Raw genomic sequence first — 21,526 nt, 5'->3', positions numbered from 1 at the left:
GGGCCGGCCATCACACACTCGCTCATGACTGCACCGACATATCCAACCCACGCTTCTTGCGCCAGCCATTCCAGCGCGTCGCCAGGCGGTCAAACGCGAGGTAGATAACGGGCGTGGTAAACAACGTGAGCACCTGGCTGAGCAGCAAGCCGCCGACCATGGCGATACCCAGCGGCCGGCGCAGTTCGGCACCCGCGCCAGCGGCAAGCATAAGTGGCAAGGCGCCGAGCAATGCGGCCAGGGTGGTCATCAGAATCGGCCGGAAACGCAGCAGGCACGCTTGGTAAATGGCGTCCGGCGCGCTCATGCCTTGGTTGCGTTCAGCGTCCAGGGCGAAGTCGATCATCATGATCGCGTTCTTCTTGACGATGCCGATCAGCAGGATGATGCCGATGATCGCCACGATGCCAATCTCCTCCCCCGCCACCATCAAAGCCAGCAAGGCGCCAACGCCCGCCGAGGGCAGCGTGGACAGAATGGTCACCGGGTGAATAAAGCTCTCGTAGAGAATGCCCAGCACGATGTACATGGTCACCACCGCCGCCAGAATCAGCAGCAAGGTGCTCGACAGCGAGCTTTCAAACGCCAGCGCAGCACCGCGGAAACTGGTTTGCACGCCGACCGGCAATTGCATGTCTTGCTCAACCTGGCGAATCGACTCCACCGCTTCACTCAACGACACGCCGGGCGCCAGGTTGAACGACAGCGTGGCCGCCGGAAATTGCGAAATGTGGTTGATGGCCAGCAAGGTGTTGCGCTCTTCAATCGTCGCCAGCGACGACAACCGCACCTGCGTGCCATCGCTGCTGCTGACGTAGAGGTTCTCCAGCGACTGCGGGCCCAGTTGGAATTGCGGCGCCACTTCCAGTACCACGCGGTACTGCGTGGCCTGGGTGAAAATGGTGGAAATCAGGCGCTGGCCGAAGGCGTTGTACAGCGCGCTGTCGACGTCGGACAACGACACGCCCAAGCGCGAGGCGGCGTCGCGGTCGATGTTAACGAAGGCTTGCAGGCCTTTGTCTTGCCAGTCGCTGGCCACGTCGGCCAGTTGCGGCAGTTGTTGCAGGCGCTCCACCAACAGCGGCACCCATTTGGCCAGCACGTCGGGGTCGGAGTCTTGCAGGGTGAATTGGTATTGCGTGCGCGCAACGCGGTCTTCGATGGTCAGGTCTTGCACCGGCTGCAGGTACAGCCGCACGCCGGGAATCTGGTCCAGCGTCGGCTGCAAACGGCGGATCACTTCGGTGGCGCTGGCGTCGCGTTCACCGTGGGGTTTGAGGTTGATCAGCATGCGCCCGGTGTTAAGCGTGGCGTTGCTGCCGTCCACGCCGATAAACGCCGTGAGGCTTTCCACCGCCGGATCGCTAAGCAGCGCCTTGGCCAACGCCTGTTGGCGCTCGGCCATGGACTGAAACGAGATGGACTGCGGCGCTTCGGCGATCGCCTGAATCACGCCAGTGTCCTGCACCGGGAAAAAGCCCTTGGGCATAAAGGTGTAGAGCACCGCCGTCAGCGCCAGGGTGGCCAGCGCCACCAGCAAGGTCAGAGGTTGATGACGCAGCACCACACGCAGCGCGCGGCCATAGCCGGCAATCATGCGGTCGATGACGTTACCGGCGGCGCGGGCGAAGCGGCCCTGTTTTTCCTCCGGCGTGTGCTTGAGCAGTTTGGCGCAGAGCATCGGCGTCAGGGTCAGCGACACCACGCCGGAAATCAGAATGGCCACCGCCAGGGTGATGGCAAATTCGCGGAACAACCGCCCCGCTACGTCGCCCATAAACAGCAGCGGAATCAGCACGGCGATCAGCGAGAACGTCAGGGAAATAATGGTGAAGCCGATTTGCTTCGAACCCTTGAGCGCGGCCTCCAGCGGCGTGTCGCCTTTCTCCAGGTAGCGGCTGATGTTTTCCACCATGACGATGGCGTCATCGACCACGAAACCGGTGGCAATGGTCAGCGCCATCAGGCTCAGGTTATTGACCGAAAACCCGGCCAGGTACATCACGCCAAAGGTGCCCACCAACGACAGCGGCACGGCCAGACTCGGAATGAGCGTGGCGGAAAAACTGCGCAGAAACAGGAACGTGACCATGACCACCAAGGCAATGGCGAGCACCAGTTCGAACTGCACATCGGCCACCGAGGCGCGGATGGTGGTGGTGCGGTCGGTGAGCACTTTTACGTCGAGGCTGCCGGGCAAGCTGGCTTGCAGTTGCGGCAGCATGGCCTTGATGCTGTCGACCACCTTGATCACATTGGCGCCAGGCTGACGCTGAATGTTCAGCACCACGGCCGGGGTTTCATTAGCCCAGGCGGCCAGGCGCGTGTTCTCGGCCGCGTCTTCTACCGTGGCGACATCTTTCAGGCGCAGCGGCGCGCCGTTGGCGTAGGCCACCACCAACTCACGGTAGGCAGAGGCCGATTTCAGCTGGTCATTGGCATCCAGCGTCGAGGCGCGGGTCGGGCCGTCGAAGCTGCCTTTGGGGCCATTGAGGTTGTTGTTGGCAACCGTGGTGCGCAGGTTTTCCAGGTTCAGCCCCGCCGCCGCCAACGCCGAAGGGTTGGCACGAATGCGCACAGCCGGACGCTGGCCACCGCTGATGCTGACCAGGCCAACGCCGGAAATCTGCGAAATCTTCTGCGCCAGGCGCGTGTCGACCAGATCCTGCACCTGCGGCAGCGGCAGGTTGCTGGAGGTAATGGCCAGCGTCAGGATCGGCGCATCAGCCGGGTTCACCTTGCTGTACGAAGGCTGGTACGGCAGGTCTTTCGGCAACAGGCTGCTGGCGGTGTTGATCGCCGCCTGCACTTCCTGCTCGACCACATCGAGGTTGCTGTCGAGGGTGAATTGCAGGGTGATGACCGAGGCGCCGCCTGAACTGCTGGACGACATTTCATTCAGGCCGGCGATTTGCCCGAGCTGGTTCTCCAGCGGCGCAGTCACCGACGAGGTCATGATTTCCGGGCTGGCGCCGGGGTACGAGGTGACCACCTGAATGGTCGGATAATCCACTTCCGGCAGCGCCGAAATCGGTAGGAACCGGTAGGCAATAATGCCCGAGAGCAAAATGGCGATCATCAACAGCGTGGTCGCCACCGGCCGCAGAATAAACGGGCGCGACGGGTTCATTGCGCGGCTCCGCCCTTGCCTTGCGGCGCGGCGTCATCCTGACCGAAAGGCTTCTGCCCGGTTTCTTCGCTGACGTCTTTCTTCACCTGCTCGGGCGCGGCAATGCGCACCGCCATGCCGTCACGCAGGCGGTCGGTGCCTTCCACCACCACCTGCTCATCGACATTCAAGCCCTTCTCCACCACCACTTGTTCGGCTTCGCTGGTGCCGAGCGTGACCGGGCGCTGAACCACTTTGTCGCCCTCGCCCAGCACATACACATACGTACCTTCGTTACCGCGCTGCACAGCGTTGGCCGGAATCAGCAGCACGTCGTGCAGGGTTTCGGCGAGCAGACGGACGTTGACGAACTGATTGGGAAACAGCGATCGGTCGGCGTTCTCGAACTTGGCCTTGAGCTTGACGGTGCCGGTGGTCGTGTCGATCTGGTTATCCAGCGTCACCAGCTCGCCGGTGGCCAGGGTCACGTCCTTATTGCGGTCCAGCGCCTCGACCGGCAGCGGCTTGGTCGTCGCGCTGGCGCCATTGAGCTGGGCGGCCACGGTGCCAAGTTGCTGTTGCGGCAAGCTGAACACCACAGCAATGGGTTTCACCTGAGTGATCACCACCAGCGGCGTGGTGTCGCTGGACGTCACCAGATTGCCGACATCGACCTGGCGCAACCCCAGACGACCGCTAATAGGCGCACGCACTTCGGTAAACGCCAGATTGAGCTTGGCGTCGTCCACTTGGCCCTGGTTGGTCTTCAGCGTGCCTTGGTACTGATTAAGCAGCGCGGCCTGGGTGTCGAGGGTTTGTTTGGCGATGGAGTCTTCGGCGTACAGGCCCTTGTAGCGATCCAGATCAATCTGGGCATTTTTCAGCTGCGCCTGATTTTGCTGCAGCGTGCCTTCGGCCTGAGCCAGAGCGGCTTTGTAAGGACGGGGATCGACCACGGCGAGCAAGTCGCCAGCCTTCACTTCCTGGCCTTCGGTGAACAACACCTTGACCAGCTCGCCATTGACGCGCGGTTTCACGTTCACCGTGCTGAATGCCGTGACGGTGCCCAGGGCGTGGAAATGCACATCGAGGTTGGCGCGCTTGACCTTCGCCACGCTGACCGTCATGCCAGCTGCAGCGCCGGGCGGCCCCATACCGGGACGCCCGCGCACTTTGCCATCGGGGGCACCCGTGCTTTTCGCGGCGGACAGCCACATAACCAACAACACCACGCCAGCGAAGGCAGCGGCAGTGATCAACCAGGGGCGAAGGGTACGCAAAGTCATGGGCATCATCGATAACGAAATTCGAGCCCGCACGATAAGCACTGCAACCGCTGACGGAAAGCCTCTTTACCGGCTTTTTACCTAAGACTGACCTTGACTAAGCGCTTGAGCCACCAACGAAAACGGCCCGCGAGGCGGGCCGTTCATGTGTTGCAGGGTATGTTTATTTCAACACAGCAACCGCTGCTTCGTAATTCGGCTCGCTGCCGATTTCCGACACCAGCTCGCTGTGCAGGACTTTGTCGTTTTCATCCAGCACCACAACGGCACGTGCAGCCACGCCGGCGAGTGGGCCGTTGGCAATGGCGACGCCGTAGTCAGCGAGGAAATCAGCGCCGCGCATGGTCGACAGGTTCACCACGTTTTGCAGGCCTTCGGCACCGCAGAAACGCGCTTGGGCGAACGGCAGGTCGGCGGAAATGCACAGCACCACGGTGTTGGCCAGTTTGCTGGTTTCGGCGTTGAACTTGCGTACCGAGGTGGCGCAGGTGGGGGTGTCGACGCTTGGGAAAATGTTCAGCACTTTTCGTTTGCCGGCCAGGCTGGCCAGGGTCACGTCGCTGAGGTCAGCGCCCACCAGGCTGAACGCCGGGGCTTGCTGGCCAACGTGCGGCAGCTCGCCGGTGACTTGAACAGGGTTGCCGCGCAAGGTTACTTGGGCCATGAACGTGTTCCTTTTTATGGTGAGTGTTTTGGATTGCTAAGGGGGGCTGAGTTAAGCATGAAAGGGATTACGCGACTATGACTCAGCGGTCAAAAATTTGGGGCGCAGCCCCAAAGCCCGCAGCGCAGTTGAACGACCGCATACTGGATCCCGAATCGTCCGACCGCCGCCTTCGCGGGAATGACGGTGGTGTTGGAAAATTCTCCGTCATCCCCGCGCAGGCGGGGATCCAGAGTTTCGGATCAAACGTGCAGGTCGGGCTTTCGATGGTATTCATTACCGCGTGCGCTGAACGTTTTGGTTTCGCGCCTTACGCGCGAGTCACTTTTGTCATTGCCACAAAAGTAACCAAAAGGTCTAGCTGGTACGACTCACCCACATAGGTAACAAATCAGTTCAACCACATGGGTAACAGTTTTTAACCTAATGGGGTCTCCCTCAGGAGGGTGCCCTCATGCCGTGGCGAGAACTGAAACCTATGGACGAGAAAGTGTTGTTCATTGCTGATTACCTCAGGCAGGTCAGCAGCTTCACTGCGTTGTGCGAGCACTTCGGCATCAGTCGAAAGACCGGCTACAAGTGGGTGGAACGCTACAACTTAGCCGGCATGGAGGGGTTGGCTGAGCAAAGTCGGCGGCGTCGCGAACAGGTGTGCACGCCATTTGTTATCCGCGAGTACATCCTTGATCTAAGGCGCCGATCTGCGGTTGAACTGGGGCCGAAGAAGATCCAGGCACTCGTGGAGCAGCGATATCCTGGGCAAAGTCCTTCCCGGACCACGATCTACAGCATCCTCAAACAGGCGGGATTGGTCACGCCCCGCCGGCTTCGTAAGCGGGTACCTAGCTATCCAAAGCCGCTTAAATCGACCAACGAACCTAATGAACTCTGGAGCGCCGACTACAAAGGTCAGTTCCTGACTCAGGACGGGAAGTGGTGTTATCCGTTGACGGTGATGGATCACGCCAGTCGTTTTCTGCTGGCTTGCGAAGGCATGTCCGGCACACGGCTAAAGGAGACCAAGTCGGCTTTCGAAGATTTGTTTCGCTGCTACGGATTACCTTCGCGCCTGCGAACAGACAACGGCACCCCCTTCGCTAGCGCTGGCAAAACAGGTCTAAGCCAACTCTCCATTTGGTGGCTACGGCTGGGCATCATTCCTGAACGAATAGCACCTGGCCGCCCCGAACAGAATGGGCGCCACGAACGTATGCATCGGACGCTGAAACGGGCCGTCACTCACCCCTGTTCTGCGCATATGGCGGAGCAGCAAAGGCAGTTCGACCTGTTTCGTCATAATTACAATGAGCAGCGGCCGCACGAAGCGCTAAACCAGAGCACGCCCAAAACCCATTACCAGAATTCGCCACGGCCATACCCGGAACGCTTGCCGGAGCCGACATATCCTGGCTATGTCGAACCGCACCGGGCCGACTGCAGCGGGATCATCAATCGCCACGGTATGCGCATTTATGTGGGGTATCTTTTAAGGCACGAACTAATTGGGCTGGAGCAAATTGGCGATGATCTTTGGGCCGTTCATTTCGGCCCGGTTGTGATAGGTAGGCTGGACGAAAGGGAGCAGAAGGATGGGTATCTATCCTTGAAAGTGTCACCCATGTGATTGAACACTTTTGTTACCCATGTGGTTGTCTCGTACAAGCTCCTACCTTGGCCCTCCGCTGCGCTGCGGGTTCCCTCCTTCCGTCGTTACTCCGGGGGCACGGCGAGACGGGCCATCCTTGGCCCGACACGCCTTTCGCGGCTCCCGGCCGCTCAACCCCCTACGCAACGACTCCACTCGGCCTGCGATAAACGGTGCGGGGTAAATCACAAGCCAGATCACAAGCGGTGGATCACAAGCCAGGTCCAGATCACAAGCCAAATGCCGACCTGTAGGAGAGGCTTCAGCCTCGACTCCTGCAAACCTCGACCGGCGCATTTTCCGCGCCTTCGTCCCCTGCTAGCCTTGCACCAACCGCCCACAAAGTGAGGGAAGCACTTTGAAACTCGCTGCAATCGCGCTGATAGTTCTGCCAACCCTGGCCCACGCGCAAGTCTATAAATGCGTAGCCGCAGACGGCAGCACCACCTACGCCACCGTGCCCTGCCCCGAAGGCGCCGGGCAAACCACGCGCATTATCGAACCCGTACCGCCCAGCGGCGTGCTGAACGTGCCGGCGGTGGAATTGCCGGCCGAGCAACAAGCCACCGAGCCCGCCAACAAAACCGCCTCGCCCGTCAGCGGCCTGACTGTTATCCCCGACAGCGAAGACCCGCACCGCGAAACCAAGCGCACGGAAATGCGCGAAGACGCTGAGCAGCACAAGCGCGATATGTATCAAGACTTCGAACGCCAGCAAAATGAGAAGCCGGTTCGCCCGTAGATTGGCCGACGCAGTGGCGGTCATGTAGGGGCTTTCGCGGCTATAATCCGCGCCTCTCCAAGCTGCCGGGTTACCTCCGGCCCTGATACGGACCGCCACATGTTACGAATCACCGAATTCAAGCTGCCTATCGACCACGCCGATGAGGCCCTGCGCCCTGCCCTGGTCGCGCGCCTGGGTATTGCCGATAACGAGCTGCTGGATTTCACCCTGTTCAAACGCAGCTACGACGCGCGGAAAAAATCCGCCGAGCTGTGCTTTATCTACACCATCGATTTTTCCGTGAGCGACGAAGCCGCGCTGCTGAAGCGTTTCAGCGATGACCGCCACATCACTGTCGCCCCGGACACTTCCTATAAATTCGTCGGCCACGCCCCTGAGCAGTTGGGTGAGCGTCCGCTGGTGGTCGGCTTTGGGCCGTGCGGTATTTTCGCGGCCTTGTTGCTGGCACAGATGGGTTTCAAACCCATCGTGCTGGAGCGCGGTAAGGAGGTGCGTCAGCGCACCAAAGACACCTGGGGCCTGTGGCGCAAGAGCGTGCTCAACCCCGAGTCCAACGTGCAGTTTGGTGAAGGCGGCGCCGGCACGTTCTCGGACGGCAAGCTGTACAGCCAGATCAAAGATCCGAAATTTATCGGCCGCAAAGTGCTGCATGAGTTCGTCAAGGCCGGCGCGCCGGAAGAGATTCTCTACGTTGCCAAACCGCACATCGGCACCTTCCGCCTGACGGGCGTGGTGGCGAATATGCGTGAGCAGATCATTGCCTTGGGCGGTGAAGTGCGTTTCGAGCAGCGCGTGACTGACGTGCAAATCGATAACGGCCAATTGACGGGCGTGACCCTCGCCAGCGGTGAGCAGATCAACAGCCGCCACGTGATTCTGGCGCTCGGCCACAGCGCCCGTGACACCTTCCGCATGTTGCATAGCCGCGACGTGTTTATGGAGGCCAAGCCGTTTTCGGTGGGCTTCCGTATCGAGCACCCGCAATCGCTGATCGACCAGGCCCGCCTGGGCCGCTTTGCTGGCCACCCGAAAATTGGCGCAGCGGATTACAAGCTGGTGCACCACGCGTCCAACGGGCGTTCGGTGTACAGCTTCTGCATGTGCCCGGGCGGTACGGTGGTGGCGGCCACGTCCGAGGCGGAGCGCGTGGTGACCAATGGCATGAGCCAATACTCGCGTAACGAGCGCAACGCCAACTCGGGCATCGTGGTTGGCATCACGCCGGAAGTGGATTATCCCGGCGGCCCGCTGGCCGGCGTGGAGTTGCAGGAGCGGTTGGAGTCTCACGCTTATGTGATGGGCGGGCGCAATTACAACGCGCCGGGGCAATTGGTCGGTGACTTTATTGCCGGCAAGGCGACCACGGCGTTGGGCAGTGTCGAGCCGTCGTACAAACCGGGCGTGAACCTGATGGACCTGGCTGACGCCCTGCCCGCCTTTGCCATTGAGGCCATTCGCGAGGCGTTGCCGGCGTTTGACAAGCAGATCAAAGGTTTCGCCATGCATGACGCCGTGCTCACCGGCATCGAGACCCGCACCTCGTCGCCGCTGCGCATTACCCGCGGTGATGACTTGCAGAGCCTGAACGTGCGCGGGTTGTTTCCGGCCGGTGAAGGCGCCGGTTATGCCGGGGGCATTCTGTCGGCTGGCGTCGATGGCATTCGTATCGCCGAAGCGGTGGCGCGGGATTTGTTGGGGATTCGCGAGGGTTGAAACAACATCGCGGCTGAACGGGATGCCGCCCAGTCGCTTCTTCAGGTGCTGTGTTAGCGCCGAGTTTGGCGTTCCCATTCACCACTCTGGATCCCCGCCTGCGCGGGGATGACGGAGTTGGGTTGGAGGTCTCAGGTCATTCCCGCGAAGGCGGCGGTCCGACGACTCGGAATCCAAAATGGCAAACCCGGCGCACCTCTAAAAGCCACACCTCGTTCTGGGAATGGCTGGGCGGCATTCCGATTAGCCGCAATGCTGTTGGTCCGCTTACCCCGCCGCCGGCCCTTCCAGGGCCGACAATCGCTTGTCCAGTCCCAGCGCTTTAAAGCGCTCCACAACAAAGTCCACAAACACTCGCGTCTTCTGTGGCAGCAGCTTCTGCCCGGCGAAGTACAGCGTGGTCGCCCCGGTGTCCACGTACCAGTCGGGCAGCACGCGCTGCACCGTTCCACGTTCCAGATACGGCAAGGCATGCGCCACGCTGACTAACGCCAGGCCCAAGCCAATTTGCGCCGCCGCGCACGCGGCCTCGGGGTCGCTCAGGGTCATGCGCGGTTGAATGTCGATGGGCGCCAGCACGCCTTCGCGGTTGCGCAGGGTCCAGGGTCTTACGCGGCCGGTTTGCGGTGAGCGAATAAGAATGCCGGCGTGCAGTGGCAAGTCGGCCGGCGAGCGAAGGGCCGGCGCGTTTTCCAGATAGGAGGACGAGGCCAGCAATATCCGGTGCGCTGGCGCCAGTTCGCGGGCCACCACGCCCAGCGGCAGGTCGAAGCCGCCGCCCACCGCGGCGTCGAAGCCCTCGGCTATCAGGTCGACGGGGCGATTGTCGAAGTGCCAGTCCGGCACCACGCGTGGGTAACGCTGAAGGAATTCCCCTAGCAACGGCACCATGTATTCGCGCCCGAACGACAAGCCCATGCTCACTTTCAAGGTGCCCGCCGGCTGGCTTTTCAGGGTGGTGAGGTTGCCCATTGCCAGCTGCAGGGTGGTCAGGCCGCCCGCCGCCTCGGTCAGAAAATACTCGCCCGCTTCGGTCAGGCTCAGTTTGCGCGTACTACGCTGGAACAGCCGCACGTCCAAGGTCTGTTCCAGGCGGGCGACATTCTTGCCCACCGCCGCAGGCGTCAGGCCCAGGCGCCGCGCGGCCTGGGCGAAACTTCCGGCTTCGGCGCTGCGCACAAAACATTCGATGCAGTTGAGGGTGTCCATGGCGCATTCCATACCGTTTGTATCGAAAGCATATCCGTATTACCGACTATTCGCCGACTAATCCGCCGCTGATACTGGCGCCACACCAAACGACACACCCTTTACTAACTTTTGGAGAATCACCATGACGACTCAAACAGCACTCACCGGCAAAGTGGCATTTGTACAAGGCGGTTCGCGCGGTATCGGCGCAGCCATCGTTAAACGTCTGGCCCGTGAAGGCGCCGCCGTTGCCTTCACCTACAGCCAGAGCGCACTGCAGTCAGAAGGCTTGGTGGCAGAAATCGTCGCGGCCGGCGGCAAGGCCTTGGCGATCAAGGCAGACAGTGCCAGCGAGCAAGCCATTCGCGGCGCCATCGGCCAAGCAGTAGAAGCCTTTGGCGGCCTCGACATTCTGGTCAACAACGCCGGCGTGTTGGCCGTAGCGCCCATCGAACAACTGAGCATGGAAGACATCGACCGCACGCTGTCGATCAATGTGCGCAGCGTGGTCATCGCCAGTCAGGAAGCCGCCCGCCACCTGCGCGACAACGGCCGCATCATCACCATCGGCAGCACCAACGCTGAGCGCATTCCGTTTGCTGGCGGTTCGATTTACGCCATGAGCAAATCGGCCATCGTCGGCTTTACCAAAGGTTTGGCCCGCGACCTGGGCGGCCGTGGTATCACCGTCAACAACGTGCAGCCTGGTCCGGTCGACACCGACATGAACCCGGACAGCGGCGACTTCGCGGACACCTTGAAACAAGGCATGGCGCTGGCCCGTTACGGCAAGGTGGAAGAAATCGCCAGCTTCGTCAGCTACCTGGCAGGCCCGGAAGCCGGCTATATCACCGGGGCCAACCTGACGATTGATGGTGGGTTTGCGGCGTAAGCGAAAACGCGGCCACCCTTAAAAGCTCGAGGCTAAAGCCTCTCCTACAGGAATTCGTTTCTGTAGGAGAGGCTTTAGCCTCGATTGCTATTACGCACTGAACCGCTGGTAGCACACCGTCGTTCGCCGCGAGCCGTTGGGCCGGCGTTCGGGATCCGAATAGGTGTGCAGTTCGCTGAAACCGGCTTTGCGCATCATGCCGGCGGAGGCGACGTTTTCTTCGTGGCGGTCGATGAAGATGTCGACCAAGCCCTTCTCGCCCAACCGGGCCACTGCTTTTTCCAGTAGCACCGAACCCAGGCCCTGGCCGGCCAGGTCTTTGTGCACCACGGCTTCGCAGATATAACCCTGCGCTTCGTCGCGGCGCGCGGCGGGTTGTTGGTCGGCGAATTGGTAGGTTTGGATAAAGCTGACAAAGCCGACGATGCGCCCGCCCTGCTCGGCCACCACCGCTTCCACTGAGCCGTGGGCGATGCCTTGCAGGTGCTCGCGCACGCCGTCTTCGGGCAGGTAGTTCCAGGGGTTGGGGCCGTGTTCGAGGAGCAGTTCGGTCAGCGCCGGTACGTCGTCAGGTTCTGCGAATCGAATGGTCGGTGCAGCGTCGCTCATGGCTCAGATTCCTGCGGTGGGCAGATCGGGCAACGCTTCGCCCCGTTCGGCGCAAGCGGCGATCTGGTCGATCAAGGGTTGTAAGTGGTAGCCCTGAGCGGCGAGCCAGTCAGGGTTGTAATAAGAGGTGGCGTAGCGTTCGCCGCCGTCGCAGAGCACGGCAACTATCGAGCCCTGCTCGCCGGCCGCAACCATGCGCTGGCCGACCAGCAACGCGCCGACAAGGTTGGTGCCGCTGGAGCCGCCGACGTGCCGGTCCAGGCGCTGCGCCAGGTAGTGCATGGCGGCGAGCGACAGGGCGTCGGGCACTTTGCACATGGCGTCGATTACGGCAGGCACGAACGAGGCTTCCACGCGCGGGCGGCCGATGCCTTCGATGCCCGAGCCGTGGTCCAGGCGCAAGCTGGCGTCGCCGGTGCGGTAGTAGTCGAAAAACACCGAGCGCTCGGCATCGGCGCACAGCACGCGGGTGGCGTGACGACGGTAGCGCACGTAGCGGCCGAGGGTGGCGAGTGTGCCGCCGGTGCCGGGGCTGGAGACCAGCCAGCTGGGTTCGGGGCAATGTTCAAAGCGCATCTGCTGAAAAATCGATTCAGCGATGTTGTTGTTCGCGCGCCAGTCGGTGGCGCGTTCGGCGTAGGTGAATTGGTCCATAAAATGGCCGCCGCTTTCCTGCGCCAGGCGTTCGGATTCGGCGTAGATCTGCGTTGGGTCTTTAACCAGATGACTCTGGCCGCCGTAAAAGGCGATTTGCGCGATCTTCTCTTTCGAGGTGGTGGCCGGCATCACGGCAATAAACGGCAAGCCCAGCAGCCGGGCGAAATAGGCCTCGGAAATGGCCGTGGAACCGCTGGAGGCTTCAATCACCGGCGCACCGGGTTTCAGCCAGCCGTTGCACAGCGCGTACAAAAACAGCGAGCGCGCCAGGCGGTGTTTGAGGCTGCCGGTGGGATGGCTGGATTCGTCTTTGAAATACAGCTCGATGCCCGGCAGGCCCGGCACCGTCAGAGGAATAAGGTGGGTGTCGGCGCTGCGCTGGAAGTCGGCCTCGATGATGCGAATGGCTTCTCGCGCCCAGGCGCGGGCGGCGATTTGTTTGTTGGGGTCGTCGTTACGTGAACCGCTCATGGCTTACCTTCAGTCGAGAATTCCAGCAGGGGCCGGCACCTTGGGGTCACGCCGCCATTGGCTGAGTGCTACGCCAATAAAGACCAGCCCGACCGCTAACAGTTGCCATGCATTCAAGCGCTCGCCGAGAAACAGCGCGGCCATCAGCAAGGTGAACACCGGTATCAAATTGGTGAAGCCAGAGGCCTGACTGGCAGGCAGGCGGCCGACGCCAAAGTTGTAAAGCCCGTACGCGCCGACCGTGACGACAATGCCCAGGTACACCACCGCGCCCCAGCCTTTGACCGTGACCTCGGATGGCACGTCGGCACCCAGCAACGCCAAGGGCAGAAAAAATACCGAGCCCACAAACGCCTGCAGCGCGGTCAGCGCAAACGCCGAGTAGCGGCTGGATAAATGCTTAAGCAGCAAGGTGTAGCCGGTGGCGCAGAGCATCGCCACGAATTCGAAGAAGTTACCCAGCAGCGGCGCCGGCGCATGGGCGTCGGCCTCGCCCGCCAGGCTTAGCCAGGTGGCGCCCACTACCGCGAGTAGAAACCCGGCGAGCGTGGTGCGGCTGATGCGTTCGCGCAATGTCAGGTAGGCGCCCACTGCCACCAGCAGCGGCAACAGCGCGGTGATCATGCCGGCTTGGGAGGCGCTGGTGCGTTGCAGCGCCAGGGCTTCGAAGATGAAGTACAAGCAGGGCTCGCAGGCGGCCAGACCGAGCAGGTATTTCCAGTCGCCGGCGCGGTAGTGGATGCGGCCTCGCCAGCGCCAGGCCAATAGGAACACCACGCTGCCCAAGGCCATACGGCCGAAGATCACCCACATCGGTGGCATCTCGCTGAACGCGAACTTCAACGCAATAAACGAACTGCCCCACAAGGCCATGGCGACTACCAGACAACCCCAGGCAAGCGCCTGGCCTTCACGCTGTTGCACACACACCTCCGCATTTTCTGACGGCCAGTATAGGAACCGTGCACCCGCCCGCCCAGCTACAGTGGAGCAGCTATCCTCAGCGCAACTGTTTTACCGGTTTCAACCGCCCTATCAGGAGCACGCCATTGTCTGTTCGCCACGCACTGACCCGTTTTTTTCGCTTGGAAGCGGCTAGCGGCCTGCTGTTGATAGCCGCTGCGGTGTTGGCGCTGATCATCAACAATTCGCCGCTGGATTTTCTCTACAACGGCTTGCTGGAAACGCCGGTGGTGGTGCAAGTCGGCGCGCTGAAAATCGCCAAACCGTTGCTGCTGTGGATTAACGACGGGCTGATGGCGCTGTTCTTCCTCACCATCGGGTTGGAAGTGAAACGCGAGGTATTGGAGGGGCATCTGTCCCATCCCTCGCAGATTGTGCTGCCGGGCATGGCGGCGATTGGCGGCATGGTGGTGCCGGCCTTGGTCTACTGGGCCATCAACCGTCAGCACCCCGAGGCCATGGACGGCTGGGCGATTCCCATGGCCACCGACATTGCCTTCGCCCTGGGCGTGCTCGCCTTGCTGGGTAAGCGCGTGCCGCTGACGCTCAAGTTGTTTTTAATGACGCTGGCGATCATCGATGACCTCGGCGCGATCATCGTTATTGCGCTGTTCTATTCCGGCGACCTGTCGACCCTTTCGCTGCTGCTGGCGGGCGCGTGCCTGGCGGTGCTGATTGGCATGAACCGCGCGGGGGTGCAAACCCTCAGTCCGTATGTGCTGGTGGGCCTGATTTTGTGGGTGTGCGTGCTCAAGAGCGGCGTGCATGCGACGCTGGCTGGCGTCGCCCTGGCCTTCACCATTCCCCTGCGCACCCGCGATGGCGTGCCCTCCCCGGCTCGGGCGCTGGAGCATGGGTTGCATCCGTGGGTGGTGTTTGGCGTGTTGCCGCTGTTTGCCTTCGCCAATGCCGGCGTGCCGCTGGCGGGTGTGGGGCTCGACAGTTTTCTGCATTCGGTGCCGTTGGGCATCGCCAGCGGCTTATTGCTAGGCAAAACCGTGGGCGTGTTTGGCATGGCCTGGCTGGCGATTGCCGTGGGCATCGCCAAGCTGCCTGAAGGCGCGAATTGGGGTCAGGTGCTCGGCGTAGCGGTGCTATGCGGCATCGGTTTCACCATGAGCCTGTTTGTCGGCTCGTTGGCGTTCGAGCCGGGCGAAAGTGCGCTGGCGGGCATGGACCGTATCGGAATTTTGACCGGGTCGTTTTTTGCGGCAGTGATTGGTTATGGCGTGATGATGAAAGCGAGCAAGCGTTGAAATGGCGTCGCGGCTATCGAGGCTAAAGCCTCTCCCACAACAGCACCTGACCTCTGTAGGAGCGGCTCAACCGCGAGCTTTTGCCTCTCCCACAACAGCATCTAACCTCTGTAGGAGCGGCTTCAGCCGCGAGCTTTTGCCTCTCCTATAACAGCACCTGACCTCTGTAGGAGCGGCTTCAGCCGCGAGCTTTTGCCTCTCCCACAACAGCATCTGACCTTTGTAGGAGCGGCTTCAGCCGCGAGCTTTTGCCCTTATGGATGCAGTCGATTCAAGCCCGGCGGCAGGCCGGTGGCGTCAACCGGCAACCACGGGCCGTTGGCGTAGGTGGCCCAGGTCCAACCGTCGTTCCAGCGGTAGTAGGTGCGTTGGCGATAATAAAGGCCCGGTACTTTATCCAGCACGTAAACGCCCAGTTGCGTATCCCAGTAGCTGCTCACGCCGGGTGGCGGAGCGAAGTGCGGGTGGGCTTTAAGACGTGTGCTGGCCGGTGCCTGGGTCGGCAACGGTGCGCTTTTGGGTTGCTGCGTAGTTTTGCCCGGCGGGGTTTGCGGCAGGTTGCCGGGCGGCACAGGAATCGGTTCGCTGCTGGGTTGTTGCACGGCCGGCGTGGTGCAACCGGCCAAAGCCAAAATCATCAGCGCTGCTGCGCCCCGTGCCCATTTGCTCATTGTGCTTGTCCGTCCGCGGAGTCGATGGTCAGCTGCTGCTGATCCTTGCTGCTACTGGCCAAGGGCTGGCTGCGGCCGATCCACTCGCCTGCCTTGGCATTGCCTGCCCGCGAAATGCGAGCTTGCAGTATGACCTGAGGGAAGTTGGAGAGTTTCAGCTGCGGCATCATCGCATCGCTGTCGGCGAGGCTGACCTCGGCAGGCAGGTCGGCCACGGTTAGGCGTTTGACCGCCAACGGCATCGGCGGACCCGAAGCGGCGCGGGCAAACACGAACACGCTGTCGCCCGGTTGCACCTTGTCTTTGAGTGCTGGGGCCAGTTCAACCCGCACCTTCAACACCGTGCCAGTCTCGGTGGCGGCTGGCGGCTGTTGCGCTTGCTGCTGATCGGCGGGCAATTGTTCGCGGGCGCGGGCGATGCCGCCTTCAATGGCAGCGCGCGACGGATCTTCGGGCGGCAGCAAGGCAACCAGCCGGCCCCAAAACGTCACGGCGTCCTGGAAGCGTTTGTCTTCAAACGCGGCGATGCCGAGCAAGCCAAGGCTGGTGACTTCCTGGGGATTGGTTTTCAACGCCTCGTCGGTCAGGCCTTGCAACTCGGCCGACCACTGTTTGTCGTTGGCGAAGTACTTGGCTTGGGCCAGTTGCCCGAGCAATTCAGGCTGGCGACCGGCCAGGCTGATGGCCTTCTCGAACGCGCCCACCGCATCACCCGGACGCTCCTGGCTCATGTAGGCACGGCCGAGGTAGTACCAGGCTTCGGCAGAGTCGGGCTGCGCTTTCACCGCTTGCTCAAGGCGCGCCGTCATTTCTTCGATGGTGCGTGGCGCCTGGGTGGCGTCTTGTGCGAGCTGAACTTTGTCCAGCGAGCCCCAATGCCAATACATGCCCACTGCCAATACCGGCACCAGCACGGCGGCCAGCAACGGCACCCATTTGCCGAGCTTCGAGGCCCGCGCCTGATCGGCGCCTTCGGTGTCGGCCAGTAGTTCGCGCGCGGCTTCGGCTTTGGCGGCTTGCAGTTGCTCGTCGGCGAGCGTGCCCGCTTGTTGCTGGGCTTGCAGTTCAGCGACGCGCTCCTGATACAGCGCCACGTTTAGGGCGGTGCGGTCTTCTTCGCGCTGGGCGCGGCGACCACGCAAAACGGGGATTAACAAAAACGCCAAGGCCACCAGCAACAGCAGGCCGGCAGAGAGCCAGAATTCAATCATTGGGAAGTTTTGTCCGCAGCCACAGAAGAAGAGTTGTCGGCGCTGAGCAGCGCATCAAGGCGCGCTTGTTCATCGCCCGACAGGGTCACATCGCTCGCCGCGACCGGCTTGCGACGGCGCACGCCCATCACCACCATCACCAGCAAACCGGTGCCCAACAAGGCAGCCGGGCCGAACCACAGCAGCCAGGTGCGCGCAGTGACGGCCGGCTTGTAGCGCACGAATTCACCGTAGCGATCGACCATAAAGTCGACGATTTGCTCGTTGCTTTTGCCCTCGCCGAGCATGCGGAAAATCTCTTTGCGCAGGTCGGCGGCAATCGGTGCGTTGGAGTCGGCAATGTCCTGGTTCTGGCACTTGGGGCAGCGCAGTTCCAAAGTCAGCTGGCGGAAGCGTTCGCGCTCGGCCTCGTTGGCGAATTCGTAGGTGTCGATGGCAGCCTGAGCCACCCCGACCAGGCTCAAGCCCAGCGCCATTGCGGCAAGCCAACGCTTCATTGCGCGGCCTCGTCGACCAGTTCCTGGTATTTGCTGGCCAGTTGTTCGCGCCAAACCACTTCATCAATCACGCCGACATACTTGTGCCGGATGATGCCTTTGCTGTCGATCAAAAAGGTTTCCGGCGCGCCGTACACGCCCAAGTTCAACCCTAGGCTGCCTTCGGCGTCGTTGATGTTCAGTTGGTACGGGTTGTGGAATTCCTTGAGCCATTTCAGCGCGGCGGCGTTTTCGTCTTTGTAGTTGACGCCGTACACACGCACGCCCTGCTGGGCCAGTTTGTTCAGCACCGGATGTTCCACGCGGCAGGAAATGCACCACGTCGCCCACACGTTCAACAGTGCAGGTTTGCCCAGCAGGTCGGCGCGGGTCAGGGTTTTCTGCCCATCCACGGCCGGCAGGGAAAACTCCGGCACCGGCTTGCCGATCAGGGCCGACGGCAGTTCCGACGGATCGAGAAACAGGCCGCGGTACAGAAACACCGCGCCCACCAGAAACACCGCCAACGGCAACAGCAACAACGCGCGCTTCATGCCTGCGCTCCTTCCAGGCCCAAGGCTTCACGCACTCGGGTTTTGACTTTGACGCGGTAGCGCCGGTCCATCGCCGCCAGCAGGCCACCGAAGCCGGTGAGCAAGCCGCCGAACCAAATCCAGCGCACAAAGGGTTTGACGTGAATGCGCACGGCCCAGGCGCCGTTGTCCAGCGGCTCGCCGAGGGCGATATAGATGTCGCGGGTAAAGCCGGCGTCAATGCCGGCTTCGGTCATCACCGACTGCTGCACGGTGTACAGGCGTTTTTCCGGGTGCAGTACGGCGACTTCCTTGCCGTCTTCGATGACGCGCACGGTGCCACGGTCGGAAGTGAAGTTCGGGCCCTCGAAGTGCTCGGCACCGTCGAACACGAAGTGATAGCCGCCCAAGTCAGTCGACTCGCCGCGCTCCATGCGCATGTCGCGTTGCGCGCTGTTCTGGCTCGAGAGCACCACGCCCAGGGCGCATACGGCGATGCCAAGGTGAGCGAGCTGCATGCCCCAGTAGCTGCGGGTCATTTTGCCCAGTCCTTTGAGCAGGCCGGTGTGGCGGGTTTTATCCAGCAAGTCGCGCGCGCCGGCCAGCAGCACCCAGGCGGCCAGCAGGCATACGGCGAGCACGGCCCAGTTGAAGTCGCCGAGCACCATGGAGGCCACGCCGCCAAGCACAACGCTGGCGATCAGCACCGGACTGAGCATGCCGAGCAACCATTTCACCGGCGTGTCTTTCCAGCGCACCACTACGCCCACGGCCATCACAATCATCAGCAAGCTCATCAACGGCACGAACAGCGCGTTGAAGTACGGCGGGCCGACAGACAGCTTGGCGCCAGTCAGCGCGTCGAGCACCAGCGGGTACAAGGTGCCGAGCAGAATCATCGAGGCGGCCACCACCAGCACCAGGTTATTGCCCAGCAGGAGCATTTCCCGCGACCAGGGCGCAAAGCCGACCTGGCTTTTCACCACGGGTGCGCGCAGGGCAAACAGCGTTAGCGAGCCGCCGACCACGACCAGCAGGAACGCCAGGATAAACACGCCGCGCTCGGGGTCCGAGGCGAAGGCGTGAACCGAGGTCAGGACGCCGGAACGAACCAGGAAGGTGCCAAGCAAGCTCAGGGAAAACGCGGCAATGGCCAGCAGCACGGTCCAGCTTTTGAATACGCCGCGTTTTTCCGTGACCGCCAGGGAGTGGATGAGCGCCGTGCCCACCAGCCAGGGCATAAACGAGGCGTTTTCTACCGGGTCCCAGAACCACCAGCCGCCCCAGCCCAATTCGTAATACGCCCACCACGAACCGAGGGTGATGCCGATGCCGAGAAAGGCCCACGCAACGATGGTCCACGGCCGCGACCAGCGTGCCCAGGCGGCGTCCAGGCGCCCGCCGAGCAAGGCGGCGATGGCAAAGGAGAAGGCAACGGAGAAGCCGACATAGCCCATGTACAGCATCGGCGGGTGCACGATCAGGCCGATGTCTTGCAGCAGCGGATTGAGGTCGCGGCCGTCTACCGGACTCTGTGGCAGCAGGCGCTCGAAGGGGTTGGAAGTAACGATGAGAAACAGCAGGAAACCGATGCTGATCATGCCCATCACGCCCAGCACGCGGGCCAGCATCACTTGCGGCAGCTGGCGGGAGAACACCGACACGGCGAAGGTCCAGCCGCCGAGAATCAACGCCCAGAGCAGCAGCGAGCCTTCATGCGCGCCCCACACGGCGCTGAACTTGTAGTACCAGGGCAGCGCGCTGTTGGAGTTGTTGGCGACGTAGGCGACGGAGAAGTCGTCGGTCATAAACGCCCAGGTCAGGCAGGCAAAGGCCAGCACCAGAAAACTGAACTGGCCCCAGGCGGCCGGCTGGGCCAGGCCCATCCACTGCCGATCCCCGCGCCAGGCGCCGATCATGGGCAAGGTGGCCTGCACCAGCGCCATGCACAGGGCGAGGATCATCGCCAGGTGACCAATTTCGGGAACGATCAGGGCGGCCATCATGGTTGTTTATCTCCACTTGCCGGGGCATAGGCGGCGCCATCTTGGGGCGCCGATTGGCCGCTGTCTTTCAGCGCTTTGGTGACTTCGGGCGGCATGTATTTTTCGTCGTGCTTGGCCAGCACTTCGTCGGCGATCAGCACGCCGTCGGCATTCAGCTTGCCGAGGGCGACGATGCCCTGCCCTTCGCGGAACAGGTCGGGAAGAATGCCGCGATAACGAATGGTCACGCTTTTGGCGAAGTCGGTGACCACGAACTGCACGTCCAGCGAATCGCCGCTGCGCACCAGCGAGCCTTTTTCCACCATGCCGCCGGCACGAATGCGGGTGTCATGCGGCACCTCGCCGTTGGCGATTTGCGTGGGTGTGTAGAACAGGTTGATGTTCTGCTGCAGGGCGCTCAACGCCAGGCCAACGGCAATGCCGACGCCCGCGACGATGGCGAGGATGATCAACAGGCGCTTTTTACGCAGCGGATTCACTTCTGACTCTCCCGGCGCAAACGGCGCGCCTCTTCTTGCAGATAACGACGGCGCGCCAGAACCGGCAGCGCGACGTTGAGCGCCAACACCGCCAGGCTGATGCCATAGGCGGTCCAGACATAAACACCATGGTGGCCCATGGCGAGAAACTCGCTGAACGAGGCAAAGCTCATCGCACGCCTCCTTTTTCAATCTGTTGCGCCACTTCGGCTTTCACCCAACTGCTGCGGGCTTCGCGCTTGAGCACTTCCAGGCGCATGCGCATCAGCATCACGGCGCCGAAGAAGCAGTAGAAACCGAGCACCATCAGCAACAGCGGAATCCACATTTCCGACGGCATGGCCGGACGTTCGGTGATTTTGAACGTGGCGCCCTGGTGCAGGGTGTTCCACCACTCCACCGAGTATTTGATGATCGGAATATTCACCACGCCCACCAGCGCCAGCACGGCGCAAGCCTTGGCGGCGCTGTCGCGGTTACTGATGGCGTTGCCCAAAGCGATGATGCCGAAATAAAGGAACAGCAGAATCAACATGGAGGTCAGGCGCGCGTCCCATACCCACCACGAGCCCCAGGTCGGCTTGCCCCAGATGGCGCCGGTGAGCAGCGCGATGGCGGTCATCCAGGCGCCAATGGGCGCGGCGGATTGCAGGGCGACGTCGGCGATTTTCATCTTCCATACCAGCCCGACCAGACCGGCAATCGCCAGCAGCACGTAGCACGACTGCGCCAACATGGCGGCCGGCACATGGATATAGATGATGCGAAAGCTGTTGCCCTGCTGGTAATCCGGCGGCGCGAAGGCCAGGCCCCAGACCAGACCGGTGGCAATAAGCAGAACGGCCGCCACGCTCAACCAGGGCAGCCAGCGGCCGCTGATCTGGTAGAACCATTTGGGCGAGCCCCATTTGTGAAACCAAGTCCAATTCATCAGGGTAACCACGTCATT

20 protein-coding genes are annotated in these 21,526 nt (G+C 61.9%); 5 read left to right on the top strand and 15 right to left on the bottom strand.

What is annotated here, in order from left to right; all coding sequences use genetic code 11:
* Positions 1-22: 22 nt before the first annotated feature.
* The 3 genes from ACZZZU_RS22785 to tpx form a co-directional block, all read right to left on the bottom strand.
* Positions 23-3,130 carry an MdtB/MuxB family multidrug efflux RND transporter permease subunit gene (locus ACZZZU_RS22785; RefSeq protein ID WP_463551878.1) on the bottom strand — a complete coding sequence of 1,036 codons (3,108 nt, stop codon included), beginning with the start codon at positions 3,128-3,130 and terminating at the stop codon, positions 23-25.
* Positions 3,127-4,404 carry an MdtA/MuxA family multidrug efflux RND transporter periplasmic adaptor subunit gene (locus ACZZZU_RS22780; protein WP_463551877.1) on the bottom strand — a complete coding sequence of 426 codons (1,278 nt, stop codon included), beginning with the start codon at positions 4,402-4,404 and terminating at the stop codon, positions 3,127-3,129. Before ACZZZU_RS22780 ends, ACZZZU_RS22785 begins: the two co-directional genes overlap by 4 nt.
* Before the next feature lie 154 nt (positions 4,405-4,558).
* A complete protein-coding gene (gene tpx / locus ACZZZU_RS22775) occupies positions 4,559-5,059 on the bottom strand; it encodes a thiol peroxidase (protein WP_122497025.1) in 501 nt (166 codons plus the stop codon).
* Positions 5,060-5,513: 454 nt separating this feature from the next.
* Here tpx and ACZZZU_RS22770 point away from each other — a divergent pair, with 454 nt between their 5' ends.
* From ACZZZU_RS22770 to ACZZZU_RS22760, 3 genes are all read left to right on the top strand, one after another.
* On the top strand, positions 5,514-6,683 hold the full coding sequence (locus ACZZZU_RS22770) for an integrase core domain-containing protein (protein WP_463549367.1): 1,170 nt from the start codon (positions 5,514-5,516) through the stop codon (positions 6,681-6,683).
* 379 nt (positions 6,684-7,062) lie between these two features.
* Positions 7,063-7,446 (top strand): DUF4124 domain-containing protein, encoded by a 384-nt coding sequence (locus tag ACZZZU_RS22765; protein WP_463551876.1) that lies wholly within the window; start codon positions 7,063-7,065, stop codon positions 7,444-7,446.
* 99 nt (positions 7,447-7,545) lie between these two features.
* Entirely contained in the window at positions 7,546-9,162 is a 1,617-nt protein-coding gene (locus tag ACZZZU_RS22760) for an NAD(P)/FAD-dependent oxidoreductase (protein WP_463382297.1), read from the top strand.
* A gap of 267 nt (positions 9,163-9,429) precedes the next feature.
* Here ACZZZU_RS22760 and ACZZZU_RS22755 read toward each other — a convergent pair whose 3' ends face one another.
* Positions 9,430-10,371 carry a LysR family transcriptional regulator gene (locus tag ACZZZU_RS22755; RefSeq protein ID WP_463382296.1) on the bottom strand — a complete coding sequence of 314 codons (942 nt, stop codon included), beginning with the start codon at positions 10,369-10,371 and terminating at the stop codon, positions 9,430-9,432.
* A gap of 124 nt (positions 10,372-10,495) precedes the next feature.
* Here ACZZZU_RS22755 and ACZZZU_RS22750 point away from each other — a divergent pair, with 124 nt between their 5' ends.
* Positions 10,496-11,245 (top strand): 3-oxoacyl-ACP reductase family protein, encoded by a 750-nt coding sequence (locus tag ACZZZU_RS22750; RefSeq protein WP_463551875.1) that lies wholly within the window; start codon positions 10,496-10,498, stop codon positions 11,243-11,245.
* A gap of 90 nt (positions 11,246-11,335) precedes the next feature.
* Here ACZZZU_RS22750 and ACZZZU_RS22745 read toward each other — a convergent pair whose 3' ends face one another.
* Genes ACZZZU_RS22745 through ACZZZU_RS22735 form a run of 3 tightly spaced genes read right to left on the bottom strand, consistent with a single transcriptional unit; the run spans position 11,336 to position 13,855 of the window.
* Positions 11,336-11,854, bottom strand: coding sequence for an N-acetyltransferase family protein (locus ACZZZU_RS22745; RefSeq protein WP_463551874.1), 519 nt, complete (start codon positions 11,852-11,854; stop codon positions 11,336-11,338).
* A gap of 3 nt (positions 11,855-11,857) precedes the next feature.
* Complete coding sequence (locus tag ACZZZU_RS22740; RefSeq protein ID WP_463551873.1) at positions 11,858-12,982, bottom strand: PLP-dependent cysteine synthase family protein; 1,125 nt, start codon at positions 12,980-12,982, stop codon at positions 11,858-11,860.
* A 9-nt stretch (positions 12,983-12,991) separates the two neighbouring features.
* The gene (locus tag ACZZZU_RS22735) at positions 12,992-13,855 is read right to left on the bottom strand and encodes a DMT family transporter (protein ID WP_463552177.1); all 864 of its coding nucleotides are present in this window, start codon (positions 13,853-13,855) and stop codon (positions 12,992-12,994) included.
* Positions 13,856-14,031: 176 nt separating this feature from the next.
* On the opposite strand from ACZZZU_RS22735, the gene nhaA reads away from it, so the two are divergent.
* Positions 14,032-15,201 carry a Na+/H+ antiporter NhaA gene (nhaA, locus tag ACZZZU_RS22730; protein WP_463551872.1) on the top strand — a complete coding sequence of 390 codons (1,170 nt, stop codon included), beginning with the start codon at positions 14,032-14,034 and terminating at the stop codon, positions 15,199-15,201.
* Between the two features lie 254 nt (positions 15,202-15,455).
* Here nhaA and ACZZZU_RS22725 read toward each other — a convergent pair whose 3' ends face one another.
* Genes ACZZZU_RS22725 through ACZZZU_RS22690 form a run of 8 tightly spaced genes read right to left on the bottom strand, consistent with a single transcriptional unit; the run spans position 15,456 to position 21,511 of the window.
* The gene (locus ACZZZU_RS22725) at positions 15,456-15,872 is read right to left on the bottom strand and encodes a hypothetical protein (protein ID WP_463382291.1); all 417 of its coding nucleotides are present in this window, start codon (positions 15,870-15,872) and stop codon (positions 15,456-15,458) included.
* Positions 15,869-17,083, bottom strand: a complete 1,215-nt coding sequence (gene ccmI / locus ACZZZU_RS22720; RefSeq protein WP_463551871.1) for a c-type cytochrome biogenesis protein CcmI — start codon at positions 17,081-17,083, stop codon at positions 15,869-15,871. The genes ACZZZU_RS22725 and ccmI overlap by 4 nt, the downstream gene beginning before the upstream one ends.
* Entirely contained in the window at positions 17,080-17,580 is a 501-nt protein-coding gene (locus ACZZZU_RS22715; protein WP_463551870.1) for a cytochrome c-type biogenesis protein, read from the bottom strand. The genes ccmI and ACZZZU_RS22715 overlap by 4 nt, the downstream gene beginning before the upstream one ends.
* The gene (locus ACZZZU_RS22710; protein WP_463551869.1) at positions 17,577-18,113 is read right to left on the bottom strand and encodes a DsbE family thiol:disulfide interchange protein; all 537 of its coding nucleotides are present in this window, start codon (positions 18,111-18,113) and stop codon (positions 17,577-17,579) included. Before ACZZZU_RS22710 ends, ACZZZU_RS22715 begins: the two co-directional genes overlap by 4 nt.
* The gene (locus ACZZZU_RS22705; RefSeq protein ID WP_463552176.1) at positions 18,110-20,083 is read right to left on the bottom strand and encodes a heme lyase CcmF/NrfE family subunit; all 1,974 of its coding nucleotides are present in this window, start codon (positions 20,081-20,083) and stop codon (positions 18,110-18,112) included. The genes ACZZZU_RS22710 and ACZZZU_RS22705 overlap by 4 nt, the downstream gene beginning before the upstream one ends.
* An 11-nt stretch (positions 20,084-20,094) precedes the next feature.
* Positions 20,095-20,577, bottom strand: a complete 483-nt coding sequence (gene ccmE / locus ACZZZU_RS22700) for a cytochrome c maturation protein CcmE (protein WP_122497000.1) — start codon at positions 20,575-20,577, stop codon at positions 20,095-20,097.
* A complete protein-coding gene (ccmD, locus tag ACZZZU_RS22695; protein ID WP_122451116.1) occupies positions 20,574-20,750 on the bottom strand; it encodes a heme exporter protein CcmD in 177 nt (58 codons plus the stop codon). Before ccmD ends, ccmE begins: the two co-directional genes overlap by 4 nt.
* On the bottom strand, positions 20,747-21,511 hold the full coding sequence (locus tag ACZZZU_RS22690) for a heme ABC transporter permease (protein ID WP_162998634.1): 765 nt from the start codon (positions 21,509-21,511) through the stop codon (positions 20,747-20,749). The genes ccmD and ACZZZU_RS22690 overlap by 4 nt, the downstream gene beginning before the upstream one ends.
* Between the last annotated feature and the right edge of the window lie 15 nt (positions 21,512-21,526).

It is taken from the genome of Pseudomonas sp. AC136, assembly GCF_979258585.1.
Note: the sequence above shows the minus strand (reverse complement) of the source record. Positions and strands in the feature narration are given on the sequence as shown.

What these genes read in the sequence shown, in the direction of transcription:
- ACZZZU_RS22785 (WP_463551878.1), bottom strand. Translation starts at nt 3,130, where the DNA reads ATGAACCCGTCGCGCCCGTTTATTCTGCGGCCGGTGGCGACCACGCTG.
- ACZZZU_RS22780 (WP_463551877.1), bottom strand. Translation starts at nt 4,404, where the DNA reads ATGATGCCCATGACTTTGCGTACCCTTCGCCCCTGGTTGATCACTGCC.
- tpx (WP_122497025.1), bottom strand. Translation starts at nt 5,059, where the DNA reads ATGGCCCAAGTAACCTTGCGCGGCAACCCTGTTCAAGTCACCGGCGAG.
- ACZZZU_RS22770 (WP_463549367.1), top strand. Translation starts at nt 5,514, where the DNA reads ATGCCGTGGCGAGAACTGAAACCTATGGACGAGAAAGTGTTGTTCATT.
- ACZZZU_RS22760 (WP_463382297.1), top strand. Translation starts at nt 7,546, where the DNA reads ATGTTACGAATCACCGAATTCAAGCTGCCTATCGACCACGCCGATGAG.
- ACZZZU_RS22755 (WP_463382296.1), bottom strand. Translation starts at nt 10,371, where the DNA reads ATGGACACCCTCAACTGCATCGAATGTTTTGTGCGCAGCGCCGAAGCC.
- ACZZZU_RS22750 (WP_463551875.1), top strand. Translation starts at nt 10,496, where the DNA reads ATGACGACTCAAACAGCACTCACCGGCAAAGTGGCATTTGTACAAGGC.
- ACZZZU_RS22745 (WP_463551874.1), bottom strand. Translation starts at nt 11,854, where the DNA reads ATGAGCGACGCTGCACCGACCATTCGATTCGCAGAACCTGACGACGTA.
- ACZZZU_RS22740 (WP_463551873.1), bottom strand. Translation starts at nt 12,982, where the DNA reads ATGAGCGGTTCACGTAACGACGACCCCAACAAACAAATCGCCGCCCGC.
- ACZZZU_RS22735 (WP_463552177.1), bottom strand. Translation starts at nt 13,855, where the DNA reads ATGGCCTTGTGGGGCAGTTCGTTTATTGCGTTGAAGTTCGCGTTCAGC.
- ACZZZU_RS22725 (WP_463382291.1), bottom strand. Translation starts at nt 15,872, where the DNA reads ATGAGCAAATGGGCACGGGGCGCAGCAGCGCTGATGATTTTGGCTTTG.
- ccmI (WP_463551871.1), bottom strand. Translation starts at nt 17,083, where the DNA reads ATGATTGAATTCTGGCTCTCTGCCGGCCTGCTGTTGCTGGTGGCCTTG.
- ACZZZU_RS22715 (WP_463551870.1), bottom strand. Translation starts at nt 17,580, where the DNA reads ATGAAGCGTTGGCTTGCCGCAATGGCGCTGGGCTTGAGCCTGGTCGGG.
- ACZZZU_RS22710 (WP_463551869.1), bottom strand. Translation starts at nt 18,113, where the DNA reads ATGAAGCGCGCGTTGTTGCTGTTGCCGTTGGCGGTGTTTCTGGTGGGC.
- ccmD (WP_122451116.1), bottom strand. Translation starts at nt 20,750, where the DNA reads ATGAGCTTTGCCTCGTTCAGCGAGTTTCTCGCCATGGGCCACCATGGT.